Here is a 13134-nt window from a genome sequence, read left to right as displayed (position 1 = left end):
GGCGTGCGCCGTCATCGTCTTCGCCGGGGGCACGGCCCTGCGGCACCGCTCCCGGGTCGCCCGCACCGCAAGGTGACCGAGCGTTCCCGAGACCGACGGAGACCCCATGACGCGCACGACCGAGCCGCTCGCCCAGGGGCGCACCCCGCGCACCGACGAGGAGCTGCTCGCCGCGGTGCGGGCGCAGCAGCCCGACGCCTTCCCGGACCTGCGGGACCGGCACTGGCACACCGCCGTGGTCGTGGCCCGGCTCCACACGCCGAGCCGCCAGGACGCGGAGCAGCTGGCCGGCACGGCCTTCGACCAGGTCCTCGCGGAGCTCGGCGAGGAGGCGCGGGACGAGGACGGGCCGGGAGTCTTCCTGCGGGCACGGCTGGTCGCCGTCGTAGGCCGGGCCGGCGTGGAGCGGGCGAGCGCGGCCGGGACGGTCACCGGCATCTATCTCGGCCTTCCCGCCTCGTGGCAGGCCGTGCTGTGGCACCTGGAGGTCGAGGCCCTCGGGCTCGAGCGGACGGCCGCGGTGCTCGGGCTGAGCCCCGCCGCCACCACCGCGCTGCACCTCGAGGCGCGCGCCGGGCTGCGGGCCGCCTACCGCCGGGCCAGGCAGGAGCTGCCGACCCTCCCCGGGTGCTGGGACTGCGCGGCCGATCTCGGCGCCTTCGCCGACGGCGGCCTGTCCGCCGAGCGGACGCAGGCCGTGCAGGACCACCTCGACGAGTGCCCGCGCTGCACCGCCGACCACCTGTATCTGCAGGACACCGAAGCAGGCCTGCGCGGCTGGCTGCTGCCCGTGCTCGCCGGGGTGCCGCTGTGGGACGTCCGGACCGACGAGCTCGTGGAGCTGGTCCGGGCCGCGGGACGGATGAGCGCCGGACGACTCGGCGCGGCCCCGGGCACCGACGTCGCCGGCGGGGCCCTCGCCGCCGTCCACGTCACCCGACGGGGCCGGAAGGTGCTGCTCGGCGCCGGGGCCCTGGCGGCCGCGGCGGCGCTGGCCGGGGTCGCCGTGACCGGCTCCGGCGGTCCCGGCGACGGGACGACACAGGCCACAGGGCGTCTCGGAGGCTCCGGCGCGACGGCCCCCTCCGTCTCCGCGCCCGCAGCCTCCGCCGGGGACGACGGTTCGGCGGCCATGGCCCGCGGCGCCGGTGGCGCGGTGCCCGGTGGTGCCGGCGGGGTGCTGTCGCTGCCGACCTCCGAGCCGTCCCCCGGCCCCCTGACCGAGGCCGCGGCCGAGGCACGGACCGCCGGGGCGGACGGCGGAACGATCACCACCGCGGCCACGACGGACGGACCGGCCGACGGCTCACAGGAGGCCGCGGCCGATGCCGGCGCGTCGACCGGTGGTCGCACCGAGGCGGCGCCCTCCACCCGGGGGAGCGTCCAGGGCGACGGCCGAGCGACCCGGCCCGCGGCGCCGGGTGGGCAGGCCTCGGGCAGCGGCACCTCCGGCGGCTCCTCGTCGGCCGTGGGCGGTGCTCCTGCGCCGCCGCCCGCGGCCGACGACGACGGCAGCCCTGCTGGAGGCGCCCCTGTCGAGCAGCCTCCGGGCGCCGGGCCGACCGAGCCCAGGACGCCGGTGACCGAGAGCCCGGACACCGAGCCCCCCGCGGAGGAGGTCCCGGTTCCGGAGACCCCGGGCGCGGAACAGCCCCCGGTCGGGGCCCCGTCGCCGGTGGACCCTGGGGCTCCCGAGTCCGAGCCCCCGGCAACGGTGCCTCCGGCCGAGGAGCTCCCGTCGACCGGAGCAACCGGGCCGGGGACCCCGTCCCCGGAGCCCGGTCCCGGCAGTGCCACTCCTCCCACCCCCGGCGGGTGACCGCGGCGCTCCTTCCGGCGCCGGGCGACGAGGACGCCCGGCGCTGGCTGGGAGATTTCTGGGCGTCGCTGGGCCCGGGAAGACCGGCGCCGCCGGCGCAGTTGTGCCCAACGAAAGACCCCGTTCCCGATGAAGGAGCCGCACCCGCGATGCACAGCCACAACAACGGGCTCAAGACCGTCCTGCTGCTCGGCGGCCTGTGGGCGGTGCTGCTGGCCATCGGGTGGGTCGTGGCGAGCGGGACGGGCAGCAGCGTCTTCATCTGGGTCTTCGCGCTGATCGGCCTGGCGTCCACGGCGTACAGCTACTGGAACAGCGACAAGCTCGCCCTGCGCTCCATGCGCGCCATCCCGATCACCGAGCAGCAGGCGCCGGGCTACTACCGCATCGTGCGGGAGCTCTCGCAGCGGGCGAACCAGCCGATGCCCCGTCTGTTCATCGCCCCGACGATGAGCCCCAACGCGTTCGCCACCGGGCGGAACCCGGAGAACTCGGCGGTGTGCGTGACCGAGGGCATCCTCCAGCTGCTCGACGAGCGCGAGCTGCGGGGCGTGCTGGGCCACGAGCTGATGCACGTCTACAACCGGGACATCCTCACGTCCTCGATCGCCGCGGCCGTGGCCGGCATCATCACCTCGGCCGCGCAGTTCCTCCAGTTCTCGGCCATCTTCGGCGGGGGGCGGGGCGGTGACCGCGGCAACCCCCTCGTGGGGCTGCTCCTGGCCTTCCTGGCACCGCTCGCCGCGACCGTCATCCAGCTCGCGGTCTCCCGCACCCGCGAGTACGACGCCGACGAGGACGGCGCGCAGCTCACGGGCGATCCGCTCGCGCTGGCCTCGGCCCTGCGCAAGATCGAGATGGGCACGAACGCCCGGCCGCTGAACCCCGCCGACCAGAAGCTCGTCAACACCTCGCACCTGATGATCGCCAACCCGTTCCGTGGCGGGGGCGCCTCGAGCCTGTTCCGGACCCACCCGCCGACCGCGGACCGCGTGGCCCGGCTCGAGGGCATGGCGGGGATCGGCCGCCGCTGAGCCCGCCCGCCGACGACGGAGCCGCCCACCTCGCGAGGTGGGCGGCTCCGTCGTCGCACCGGGGGAGCGGCACGAGCCGCGCCCCGGGACGAGCTCAGCGGTAGTTGATGAACTGCAGGTCCACCTCGAGATCCGAGCCCTTGAGCAGCGTGATGACGTCCTGGAGATCGTCGCGGGACTTCGACGACACCCGGAGCTCGTCGCCCTGGATGGTGGCCTTCACGCCCTTGGGGCCCTCGTCGCGGATGAGCTTGGTGATCTTCTTAGCCTGGTCCTGGGCGATGCCCTCCTTCACGGAGGCCTCGATCCGGTACTCCTTGCCGGAGGCGAAGGGCTCCCCGGCGTCGAGGGACTTCAGGGAGATGCCGCGCTTGACCAGCTTCGACTGGAAGACGTCGAGGACGGCGTTGACGCGCTCCTCGGAGTTCGCCTTCATGAGGATCTTCTCGCCGGAGAAGTCGATCTCGGCGCCCACGCCCTTGAAGTCGTAGCGCTGCGCGATCTCCTTCTGGGCCTGGTTCAGGGCGTTGGACACCTCCTGCTTGTCGACCTTGCTGACGACGTCGAACGAGGAATCGCTGGCCATGCTGCCTCCTGGGCTGGGACGGTGGACGGGCGGCGTGCGGCCCGCAGGACTGTGTCCCAGCCTACCGGGGAGGGCCCCGTCACCGTTTCGTGACCTGCGCCCAAGGATCCGTCCAGGTCGATCTCCCAGGATGGCGGCATGAGCACATCCGAGGGTCACGACGACGTGACGCCCGGCCCGGGGCGGACCCGGCGCGGAAGCGCCGTGGCGGCCACCGCGTTGGCGGCGGTCCTGCTGATGGGCATCGGGCTGGGACCGGCGGCCGCGACCGCCGACGGGACGGCGCCGCCGGCCCGACCGGGCACGGGGGCCTCGGCCACCGAACGGCTCGACCCCCAGGCGGCGCAGCGGCTGATCGGCGTCGCCGAGGACCTCGCGGACGCCGTGACCCACGGCGAGATCACCGCGGAGCAGGCGGAGAAGTTCCTCCAGCAGGTGTGCGAGCGGCTCGCCGCCTGAGCCGTCCCCGGCAATTTCGCATCGCGCCGGATCTTCTGTACTGTTGAACTGCTCCCGCACGCGGGGGCGGCCACCACCGGTCCGGAAGAGCCGGCGGGAGCACCCCGGCAGATTACCCGAGCGGCCAAAGGGGGCTGACTGTAAATCAGCTGGCAATGCCTACGGGGGTTCGAATCCCTCATCTGCCACGAGTTCCACCACGAAGGCCCCGGTCCGCGGACCGGGGCCTTCGTCGTCCCCGGTCACGGCGGAGTCGCCGCGTCCCCCGCCGCCGGGACGCACTCGCCGCTCCCTGGCCGCCCGGAGAGCGCCGGGGCGGTGCCCGGGCCGGTGCCGGAAGCCCCCCGGCTCGTGCGGAATTCCGTGCCTGAGTCCCCCGATCCGGGGACACGCCGAAGGGGCCGCCGCGCCGTTCCAGCCTTAACAATTGCTAAGAGCATGAATATCCTTGTAGCTTGAGGCGACAGCATCATCCGGCCACGTGCCAGCACACCCCGAGCCGGCACGTCGGGACCCCCCACTCCGGATGACCAGCAGCACGACCGACCCCGCAGCGCTCCCGCCGGTGTGCCACGCCGAGGACGCTGGGAAGGACTGTGCCGCGCGCTGGTACCCCAGGGGCAGGCCCGGGGTTCTGATTGATTGAGGAGACAGACCGATATGACTGCTGTGAAGAAGTGGGTGGCCGCGGGTTCGTCGGCTGCCGTCCTGGCCGGAGGCCTGTTCCTGGGCGCCCCCGCCGCCCACGCCGACACCTGTGTGGCCCCCGCCGCCAGCACCGCGGTGACCAACCTGGTCACCGCCGCCGACCACCTCTACGACGCGGGCACGCACTTCAACTCCCTCGTCACCGACCAGGCGGTCCTGGGGCAGCTCCAGACCCAGCAGGCCGTGCTGGAGGATGCCATCGTGAACGACGACACCGTCGACCGCGCGCAGGCTGCCTGGACCGAGATCCTGCGCCTGCAGGAGTCCTACGCCGCCTCGAGCAGCGACCCTGCCGTGGACGAGGCCTACGCGGCGAGCTCCGCCGCCGCGGCCGACTTCCAGACCGCCGCCCTGGAGGCCCGCGCGCAGGGCGAGGTCTTCATGGAGGACGGCGCCGATCTCGTGGCGCTCTTCCAGGGCAACTGCGACGTCCTGGGCGTCGGGGGCGACTCCGACGACTGGAGCGACTCGGAGGACGGAGCCGGCACCGGCACCGACTCCGGCGTGAACCAGGGCATCAACATGCAGACCGCCGAGGAGGGCGGGCTCAGCACCGGCGTGCTGGCCGGTCTGCTGGCCGCCGGTGCGGCCGTGTCCGGGGCCGTGGCCTTCCGGGTGCGCCGCGCACGCGCCTGATCCCGATCCGCTGACCGCCCTGGTGCCGCGCTCGCGCGGCACCAGGGCGCAGCCATTTCCCGAGCCGACCCCCGGAGGACCAGAGCATGGACGCACCCGAGCAGCAGACCGCGCCGCGCCGTCGTTCGGGCACGCGCTGGGCCGCCGTCGGCGGTCTCGGCGCCGTGGCCGCCCTGTCCGCGGTCCTGCTGACGGACCCCTGGGGCGCGGAGGACACCGGCTCCCCGGCCGCGACGGCGACCGCCCCGGTGGAGGCCGTCTCGGCGGCACCCCCCACCGCGGCGCCCACGGGCACCCCCTCGGCCGCGGCCACCTCCGAGCGGCCGGCGGCGGCGGCCCCCGTGCGGCTGACCGTCGAGGACGCCCGGTTCGACGTGACCGTCCTGCCGCTGACGCCGAGCGAGCAGGAGCTGGCCACGGAGCTGCTGGTCCCGCCGGACACCCTGGACGGCTACTGGCTCACCCCGTACGGCATGCCGGGCGAGGGCTCGGAGAACACCACGTACATCACCGGCCACAGCTGGGAGGACCGGGACGCCCCGTTCAACCGGCTGAGCGATCCCGGGCTCGTGGGCAGCGAGATCGAGCTGGAGACCGGGTCCGGGACCCTGGAGTACGTGGTGGACTCGGTGGTCACCCACGACAAGAACACCCTGAAGGACAGCGACATCTGGCGCATCGTCCCGGACCGGCTGGTCATCGTCAGCTGCTATACCGAGGACCTCTGGGGGAAGAACGTGGTGCTCACGGCGTCCCCCGCGCAGGCCTGAGCCGAAGCCCGGGCCCCGAGCGCCGGGTCCCGGCACCGGGCGTCAGCCCAGGGCGGCGCGGACCCGCGGCACCACCTCGGCGCCGAGCAGCGTGGTCGACTCGAGCACCAGGTGGTGCGGGACGCCCCCCGCGTCCATCCGGAGCAGGAGGCGCTGGTGGCCGAGCGCGCGCTGCTGCGCCACGATCTTGGCGACCACCTCGTCCACGTCCCCCACCACGAGGGTCCCGTCCGGGCCGCACTCCCGGCCGTACTCCTCCCGGGACCAGCGGGGATCCGCCGGCTCGACGGGCCCGTGGCTGCGGGCCCCCGCCGCGAAGTAGGGGTGGCTGAGCTCCCGGGCCTGCGCCGGGGTGCGCGCGACGAAGCCCGGCACGTTCAGGCCCACCGGGGTGCCGACGTCCCGGCCGGACGCCTCGAGGGCCCGCCGGTAGGCCGCGACGACGGGCACCGCCCCGGCGAAGGGGCCGTGGGTGCGCAGCAGGGCGAGGGGCAGCCCCAGGGCGCCGGCGCGGGCCACGGAGGCCGGCGTGCCGGAGCTGCCCAGCCAGATCGGCAGGCACGGCTGCAGCGGTCGCGGCTCGAGCTCGAGCTCGACGCCGTCCTGGGCGAGCGGACCGGCGAAGGCCGGGGGACTGGTCTCCCGCAGCGCGAGGAGCCGGCGCAGCTTCTCCTCGAACAGGGCGTCGTGGTCCTGCTGCTCCAGCCCGAGGGCGCGCAGCACGCGCTGCGAGGCGCCGCGGCCCACGATCATCTCGGCCCGGCCGCCGGAGATGTTGTCCAGCATGGCGATCTGCTCGTAGAGCCGCACCGGGTCCCCGGCCGTGAGCACGGAGACGGCCGTGGTGAGCCGCAGGAGGTGGGTGCGGCCGGCGATGGCGGAGAGCAGCACCACGGGGGAGGCCGCCACCACGTCCGTCCCGTGGTTCTCCCCGACGCCGATCACGGTGAGCCCGGCGCGCTCCGCGGCCTCGGCCTGCTCGATGATGTCCCGCAGGCGCTGGCGGCTGTCGGGCCGGGTGCCCGTGACGGGGTCCGGGACCACCTCGCCCAGCGAGAAGATGCCGATCTCGAAGTTCATGGCGCACCTCGGCGTGCACGGGGTCCGCCCCGGACCGGCGTCCCGGTCCCGGAGCCCGCGCCGGAGGCCCGGCCCGGACGCCCAGTCTAGTGTGCGCCCGCGGTGCGGTCTTGAGCCGGCAGTGAAATCCTGTGCCCTCGGACGGCTCTGCCTCTACGCTGGAGGGCATGGCTACTGTTGACATCACCCAGGACACCCTGGGCCAGACCATCGCCGAGAACGACATCGTCCTGCTCGACTGGTGGGCCGAGTGGTGCGGACCCTGCAAGCAGTTCGCACCGACCTACGAGGCCGCCTCGGAGAAGCACGAGGACATCGTCTTCGGGAAGGTCGACACCGAGGAGCAGCAGATGCTCGCCGCGTCGGCCCAGATCTCGTCGATCCCCACGCTCATGGCCTTCCGCGAGGGCATCCTGGTCTTCTCCCAGCCGGGCGCCCTGCCCGCCTCCGCCCTCGACCAGGTCATCGACGCCGTCAAGGGCCTCGACATGGAAGAGGTCCGCGCCGAGGTCGCCAAGCAGTCCCAGGACGCGCCCAACGCCTGACCCTTCCCGCACCACCGCGCCGGGCCCCGCCTCTCCGAGAGGCGGGGCCCGGCGTCGTCGTGCCCGGCACCCCCGGTGCCCCCGTGCCCCGGGCGCAGGGGCACCGGAGCAGCTCAGACGAGGCCTGTGACGCCGAGCAGGGAGCCCACGGCGAACGTCGCGACGAGGGCGAGGGCGCCGCCGACGACGACGCGCAGGGCCGCGCGACCCGTCTGCGGCGTGCCCCCGAGACGGGCCCCGAGCCAGCCGGTCAGGGCGAGCGCCGCGAGCACGGCGACGAACGTCACGGGGAGCCGCCAGTCCTCCGGCGGCAGCAGGATCGCCAGGAGCGGCAGCAGGGCGCCGAGCAGGAAGGACAGCGCGGAGGCGACCGCCGCGTTCCAGGGGCTGACGATGTCCTCCGCGTCGATGTTGAGCTCGGCGTCGAGGTGCGCGGCCAGGGCGTCGTGCTCGGTCAGCTCCTCCGCGACCCGCCGTGCGGTGGCCTCGGAGAGTCCCTTGGCCTGGTAGATCTCGGCGAGCTCCTGCAGCTCCGCCTCGGGCATCTCGGCGAGCTCCCGCTCCTCCTTCTCGATCAGGGCCCGGTGGGAGTCCGACTGGCTGGACACGGAGACGTACTCGCCCAGGGCCATGGACAGGGCCCCGCCCACGAGCGCGGCGGCGCCCGCGGTGAGGATCGCGCTCGAGCTGGCGGTGGCGCCCGCGACGCCGACGACCGTCGCGGCGACCGAGACGATGCCGTCGTTGGCGCCCAGCACCCCGGCCCGCAGCTTGTTCATCCGCTCGGTGTAGCCCACGCCGTGGGGCTCCTGGATCACGTGTTCGGTGGTCATGGCTCCATTGAACGCCCGCCGGTGCGGCCCTGCCAGCAAGGACAGGGTGTCCTCACCGGCGCCGGTGGTCCTCCGGGTGCAGCCGCGGAGCGAACGAGGGCTTGCGGAAGCCGGAGGCCCGCAGCAGGCGCACCACCCGCTGCCGGTCACCCCGCCACGGCTCCAGCAGCTCCAGCATCCGGCGGTCGTCGCCGGGACGCCGGTCGAAGAACCAGCACACCGTGTCCGCGAGATGGAAGTCGAAGACGCTGACCGAGTCCGGGTCCCCGTGCGTGCACTGGACGATCTCCGCGACCGTCCAGGGCCCGAGGCCGGGGATCGAGCGCAGCCCCCGGTGCAGCTCGGCGTCCAGCGGGGCCCGGCCCAGGCGCTCCAGGGCGGCGGCCCGTCCGGCCACGCGGCGGACGGTGGCGGCCCGGGCGCCGTCGACCCCCGCCCGGTGCCACTCCCACACGGGCACCCGGCACCACGCCTCGGCGGTCGGGGCGATCCGCATCCCCTCCGGCGCCGGGCCGGGGGCGGGCTCGCCGTGGCGCCGGACGAGCTGCCGGTGGGCCGCCACGGCCTCGCGCACGGTGACGCGCTGCTCGAGCACCGAGAGCACGGCGCGGTCCAGCACCCGACCGGTCGAGGGCAGCCGCAGCCCCGGGTGGTGGTGCCGGGCGGCGCGCAGCCGGTGTGGGAGGGCGCCGAAGGCGTCCGAGGCCTCGAACCGCTCCCACGCGTCCTCCGCGCCCGCCCAGCGTGGGGCCTCCGGCAGGAACTGCTCGGCGCCAGGTCCCCACGCGCGCACGCGCACGGGCCGCTGCAGGGGCCGGCCGGCGCCGGTGCGGGAGAAGAGCGCCGTGACCGGGCCCGCCGGGGTCCGGGCGGTGACCCACACGGCGTCGGGCGCCGCGACCCGGACCAGGGGATCGGCGCTGCCCCGGCCCAGCACGCCGAGCGTCTGGCCCAGGTGCAGCGCGCCCTCGGGGTCCCACACGAGCTCGGCGTCCGGGGCCACCGGGAGCCAGCGGGCGGGCGGGGGAGCGGTGACGGCCATGAGACCATGATGGCAGTCCTGTCCGACGGCGCCCCCCCCCGCCACCGAGGAGGCCATGCCCGCCACCGCGCTCCGTCGTGCCGCCCCGCCGGTCCGTCCCGCGCCGCTCACCGGGCGGGCGCGGCTGGTGCCGGTGGGCGTGGGGCTCCTCGTGCTCGTCCTGTACGTGTGGTGGTCCCTGCTCCAGTGGCACCGCTGGGAGGTCCCGTCCTGGGACCTGGGGATCTTCACCCAGCTCGCCAAGTCCTACGCCGCCGGGGACGGCCCGGTCGTGCACATCAAGGGCCACGGCGCGAACCTGCTGGGCGACCACTTCCACCCGATCCTGGTGCTGCTGGGACCGGTCTACGCGCTGTTCCCGTCCGCGCTGACCCTCCTCGTGGTCCAGGACGTCCTCGTGGCCGTCTCCGCGGGGGCACTGACGGGCTTCGCGGTCCGGGCGCTGGGCCCGGGCCCGGGCGCGGCCCTAGGGCTCGCCTACGGGATCAGCTTCGGGCTGCAGGCCGCCGTCGCGGTGCAGTTCCACGAGGTGGCCTTCGCCCTGCCGCTGCTGGTCCTCGCCCTCGGCTGCCTGGTGGAGCGGCGGTGGACGGCGGCCGCGCTGTGGGCCGCCCCCGTCGCGTTCGTCAAGGAGGACCTGGGCGTCACGGTCGCGGTGCTCGGCCTAGTGCTCGCCTGGCGGGCGCACCGCGAGGCGGACGGGGACCGGCGCCCGGTGGCGCTGGGGCTCGCCCTCGCCGCGTGGGGCGCGGCCTGGTCGGCGCTCGCGGTGACCGTGGTGCTGCCCGCCCTGAACCCGGACGGCCGGTTCGCGTACGCGGACCGGCTGGACCTCGCGGCGGTGGCGGCCGACCCCGCCGGGGCCCTGGTCTCCCTGGTGCTGCCGGGCCAGAAGGCGCTCACCTGGCTGGCCGTGCTGGCGGTGGGAGTGGTGGTCGCCGTGCGCTCGCCGCTGGCGCTCGTGGCGCTGCCCACGCTGCTCTGGCGGATGCTCTCGCCGAACCACGGCTACTGGGGCACGGGCTGGCACTACAGCGCCGTCCTCATGCCCATTGTCCTCGTCGCCCTGCTCGACGCCGTGCTGCGGCTGCGCGGCGGACGCCTCCGGCGGCTCGCCCGGGCCGCGCCGGCACTGGCGCTCGTCGTCGCGCTCCTGCTGGTCCCGGGGCGCCCGCTGGCCGACCTCGTGGACCCCGCCGCCTACCGTCCGGACCCCCGGGCGGACGCCAAGGCCGCGGTCGTCGCGGCCGTCCCCGAGGGGGCGAGCGTGGCCACGGACCTGTCCCTCCTGCACCACCTCGTGCCCGGCGCGCAGGTGCACTGGCTGGGGTCCGAGGGCGATCCCGCCCCCGACTACGTGGTGGTCGACCGGCTCGGGGCCGCGTGGGGCGGGAGCCCGCCGGGGGACGTCGCCGACTGGGCCCGGCAGCGCTACGGCGCCGGCTACACCGAGGTGCGTGACGAGAAGCACCTCGTGCTGGTGCGCCGCCGGGGCTGACCGCGCCGCCGCGTGCGCTAGACTGGACGGACCGAATCCGGTCACTCCCTCACTTTCTCGTGCAACGCGATGCCGTCCGCGCATCGTGTTCGGCCGCGGCCCGCGCCGCGCCGAGTCCGACGCTCCCGCCCCGTGCGGGGCTCCAAGTGGTTGGCAGGGACGTCCGGACACCACGACCGTGGCCGACGCCCCTGGGCATGCTCCCGGGCCGCCACCCGCACAGATAACGAGGCACTTCTCCATGACCGTCGACACCCCCGGCACCGCCGAGGAGCACACCATTACCTTCGCCGAGCTCGGCATCGACTCCCGGGTGCTCGCCACCCTCGACGAGGTCGGCTACGAGAACCCCACGCCCATCCAGGCCGCCACCATCCCGGTGCTGCTGCAGGGCAAGGACGTGGTGGGCCTGGCCCAGACCGGCACCGGCAAGACCGCGGCCTTCGCCGTGCCCGCGCTGTCCCGGCTCGCCGAGCTCTCCGACGTCAACGGCGTCTCCCGCGACACCCAGGTCCTGGTGCTCGCCCCGACCCGCGAGCTCGCCCTCCAGGTCGGCGAGGCGTTCTCCTCCTACGCGACCCACCTCGAGGACTTCACCGTCCTGCCGGTCTACGGCGGCTCCCCCTACGGCCCGCAGCTGGCCGGGCTGCGCCGCGGCGCCCAGGTGGTCGTCGGCACGCCCGGCCGCGTGATCGACCACCTCAAGAAGGGGTCCTTGGACCTGTCCCACCTGCAGTACGTGGTCCTCGACGAGGCCGACGAGATGCTGCGCATGGGCTTCGCCGAGGACGTCGAGCAGATCCTCTCGCAGACGCCCGTCGAGAAGCAGGTCGCGCTGTTCTCGGCGACCATGCCCCCCGCGATCCGCAAGATCGCCAAGCAGTACCTGCGGGACCCGCAGGAGATCGCCGTCAAGGGCAAGACCACCACGGGCACCAACACCCGCCAGCGGTACCTGCAGGTCATGGGCTCCCACAAGATGGAGGCCATGACCCGCATCCTCGAGGTGGGGGACTACGACGGCGTCATCGTCTTCGTGCGCACCAAGGCCGCCACCGAGGAGGTCGCCGACCGGCTCAAGGCCCGCGGCTACGCGGCCGCCGCGATCAACGGCGACATCCCGCAGAACATGCGCGAGCGCACGGTCGAGGCCCTGCGCGAGGGCAAGATCGACGTCCTCGTGGCCACGGACGTCGCGGCCCGCGGGCTCGACGTCGAGCGCATCTCGCTCGTGGTCAACTACGACATCCCGCACGACACCGAGTCCTACGTGCACCGGATCGGGCGCACCGGCCGCGCCGGGCGCTCCGGCGAGGCGATCCTGTTCATGACCCCGCGGGAGAAGTACCTGCTGCGGGCGATCGAGAAGGCCACCCGCCAGCCGGTGGAGCTCATGCGCATGCCCTCCACGGAGGACGTGAACCAGACCCGCAAGGACAAGTTCGCCCAGCAGATCACGGACACCATGGAGTCCGAGGACCTCGGCCAGTTCCGCGAGCTCGTCGAGCAGTACCAGGCCGAGCACGACGTCGACGCCGTGGAGATCGCCGCCGCGATCGCCGTGATGGCCCAGGACGGGCGGCCCTTCTTCGTGGAGGAGCTGCCCGAGCCGGTGCAGCGCACCCGCGACCGGGACCGTCCGGGGCGGGACGGCGACGACCGTCCGCGGCGCGAGCCGCGTACCGAGAAGGGCATGGCCACCTACCGGATGTCCGTCGGCCACCGGCACCGCGTCTCGCCAGGCTCCGTGGTGGGGGCCCTCACCAACGAGGGCGGGCTGAGCGGCGAGCAGATCGGGGCGATCGACATCCGCTCGACCCACACCCTCGTGGGCCTGCCCGAGAACCTGCCCGCCTCCACCCTGGACCGGCTCTCCCGCACGCGCATCAACGGTGAGCTTATCCAGCTCGAGGCCGACCGCGGCCCGGGTGCCGGCGCCCGGACCCGGCCCCGCAGCACCTCGTCCTCCTACCAGGACCGCCCCCGCCGCGGCGGCGGCGCCCGGGGCGACGACTCCCGCGGCGGCTACCAGGGCAAGCGCTCCGGGTACTCCGCGGGCGACCGGGACGGCGAGAAGCCGTTCCGCAAGCCGCGCAGCAAGAAGTACTGAGCCCGGGGGCTGGA

At 74.6% G+C, this 13134-nt stretch carries 12 protein-coding genes and 1 tRNA gene; 9 read left to right on the top strand and 4 right to left on the bottom strand.

Annotation, left to right across the window (positions count from 1 at the left end):
- The first annotated feature begins 106 nt into the window (after window positions 1-106).
- Together RF647_RS00190 and htpX are read left to right on the top strand one after the other, a co-directional pair.
- On the top strand, window positions 107-1819 hold the full coding sequence (locus RF647_RS00190) for a zf-HC2 domain-containing protein (RefSeq protein WP_368809948.1): 1713 nt from the start codon (window positions 107-109) through the stop codon (window positions 1817-1819).
- Between the two features lie 149 nt (window positions 1820-1968).
- Complete coding sequence (gene htpX, locus RF647_RS00185) at window positions 1969-2853, top strand: zinc metalloprotease HtpX (RefSeq protein ID WP_017832436.1); 885 nt, start codon at window positions 1969-1971, stop codon at window positions 2851-2853.
- A gap of 94 nt (window positions 2854-2947) precedes the next feature.
- Here the strand turns inward: htpX and RF647_RS00180 are convergent, their stop codons facing one another.
- A complete protein-coding gene (locus RF647_RS00180) occupies window positions 2948-3439 on the bottom strand; it encodes a YajQ family cyclic di-GMP-binding protein (protein ID WP_017832435.1) in 492 nt (163 codons plus the stop codon).
- A gap of 138 nt (window positions 3440-3577) precedes the next feature.
- Between RF647_RS00180 and RF647_RS00175 the strand changes: the two genes are divergently transcribed.
- The 4 genes from RF647_RS00175 to RF647_RS00160 all read left to right on the top strand — a co-directional run bounded on the left by RF647_RS00175 (window position 3578) and on the right by RF647_RS00160 (window position 6012).
- Window positions 3578-3898: a hypothetical protein gene (locus RF647_RS00175; protein WP_017832434.1), complete on the top strand. Its 321-nt coding sequence runs from the start codon at window positions 3578-3580 to the stop codon at window positions 3896-3898.
- Between the two features lie 106 nt (window positions 3899-4004).
- Window positions 4005-4086 (top strand) — tRNA-Tyr (locus RF647_RS00170).
- A 472-nt stretch (window positions 4087-4558) separates the two neighbouring features.
- A complete protein-coding gene (locus RF647_RS00165; protein ID WP_368809947.1) occupies window positions 4559-5242 on the top strand; it encodes a hypothetical protein in 684 nt (227 codons plus the stop codon).
- Between the two features lie 86 nt (window positions 5243-5328).
- Complete coding sequence (locus tag RF647_RS00160) at window positions 5329-6012, top strand: sortase (protein WP_368809945.1); 684 nt, start codon at window positions 5329-5331, stop codon at window positions 6010-6012.
- A 42-nt stretch (window positions 6013-6054) separates the two neighbouring features.
- On the opposite strand, the gene RF647_RS00155 is transcribed toward RF647_RS00160, so the two are convergent.
- The gene (locus RF647_RS00155; protein WP_368809943.1) at window positions 6055-7092 is read right to left on the bottom strand and encodes an LLM class flavin-dependent oxidoreductase; all 1038 of its coding nucleotides are present in this window, start codon (window positions 7090-7092) and stop codon (window positions 6055-6057) included.
- 167 nt (window positions 7093-7259) lie between these two features.
- Here RF647_RS00155 and trxA point away from each other — a divergent pair, with 167 nt between their 5' ends.
- Window positions 7260-7637 carry a thioredoxin gene (gene trxA / locus RF647_RS00150; protein WP_035924949.1) on the top strand — a complete coding sequence of 126 codons (378 nt, stop codon included), beginning with the start codon at window positions 7260-7262 and terminating at the stop codon, window positions 7635-7637.
- A 113-nt stretch (window positions 7638-7750) separates the two neighbouring features.
- Here the strand turns inward: trxA and RF647_RS00145 are convergent, their stop codons facing one another.
- Together RF647_RS00145 and RF647_RS00140 are read right to left on the bottom strand one after the other, a co-directional pair.
- Complete coding sequence (locus RF647_RS00145; protein ID WP_368809941.1) at window positions 7751-8470, bottom strand: VIT family protein; 720 nt, start codon at window positions 8468-8470, stop codon at window positions 7751-7753.
- Between the two features lie 52 nt (window positions 8471-8522).
- Window positions 8523-9512: a DNA-3-methyladenine glycosylase gene (locus RF647_RS00140; RefSeq protein WP_368809940.1), complete on the bottom strand. Its 990-nt coding sequence runs from the start codon at window positions 9510-9512 to the stop codon at window positions 8523-8525.
- Between the two features lie 55 nt (window positions 9513-9567).
- Here RF647_RS00140 and RF647_RS00135 point away from each other — a divergent pair, with 55 nt between their 5' ends.
- Together RF647_RS00135 and RF647_RS00130 are read left to right on the top strand one after the other, a co-directional pair.
- A complete protein-coding gene (locus RF647_RS00135) occupies window positions 9568-11010 on the top strand; it encodes a DUF2079 domain-containing protein (RefSeq protein ID WP_368809939.1) in 1443 nt (480 codons plus the stop codon).
- Window positions 11011-11251: 241 nt separating this feature from the next.
- On the top strand, window positions 11252-13120 hold the full coding sequence (locus RF647_RS00130) for a DEAD/DEAH box helicase (protein WP_368809937.1): 1869 nt from the start codon (window positions 11252-11254) through the stop codon (window positions 13118-13120).
- Window positions 13121-13134: the final 14 nt, after the last annotated feature.

The organism is Kocuria sp. CPCC 205263, from assembly GCF_040981075.1.
GTDB classification, from domain to species: domain Bacteria; phylum Actinomycetota; class Actinomycetes; order Actinomycetales; family Micrococcaceae; genus Kocuria; species Kocuria rosea.
The sequence above is the reverse complement of the archived record's forward strand: the minus strand, read 5'-3'. Positions and strand labels throughout refer to the sequence as shown.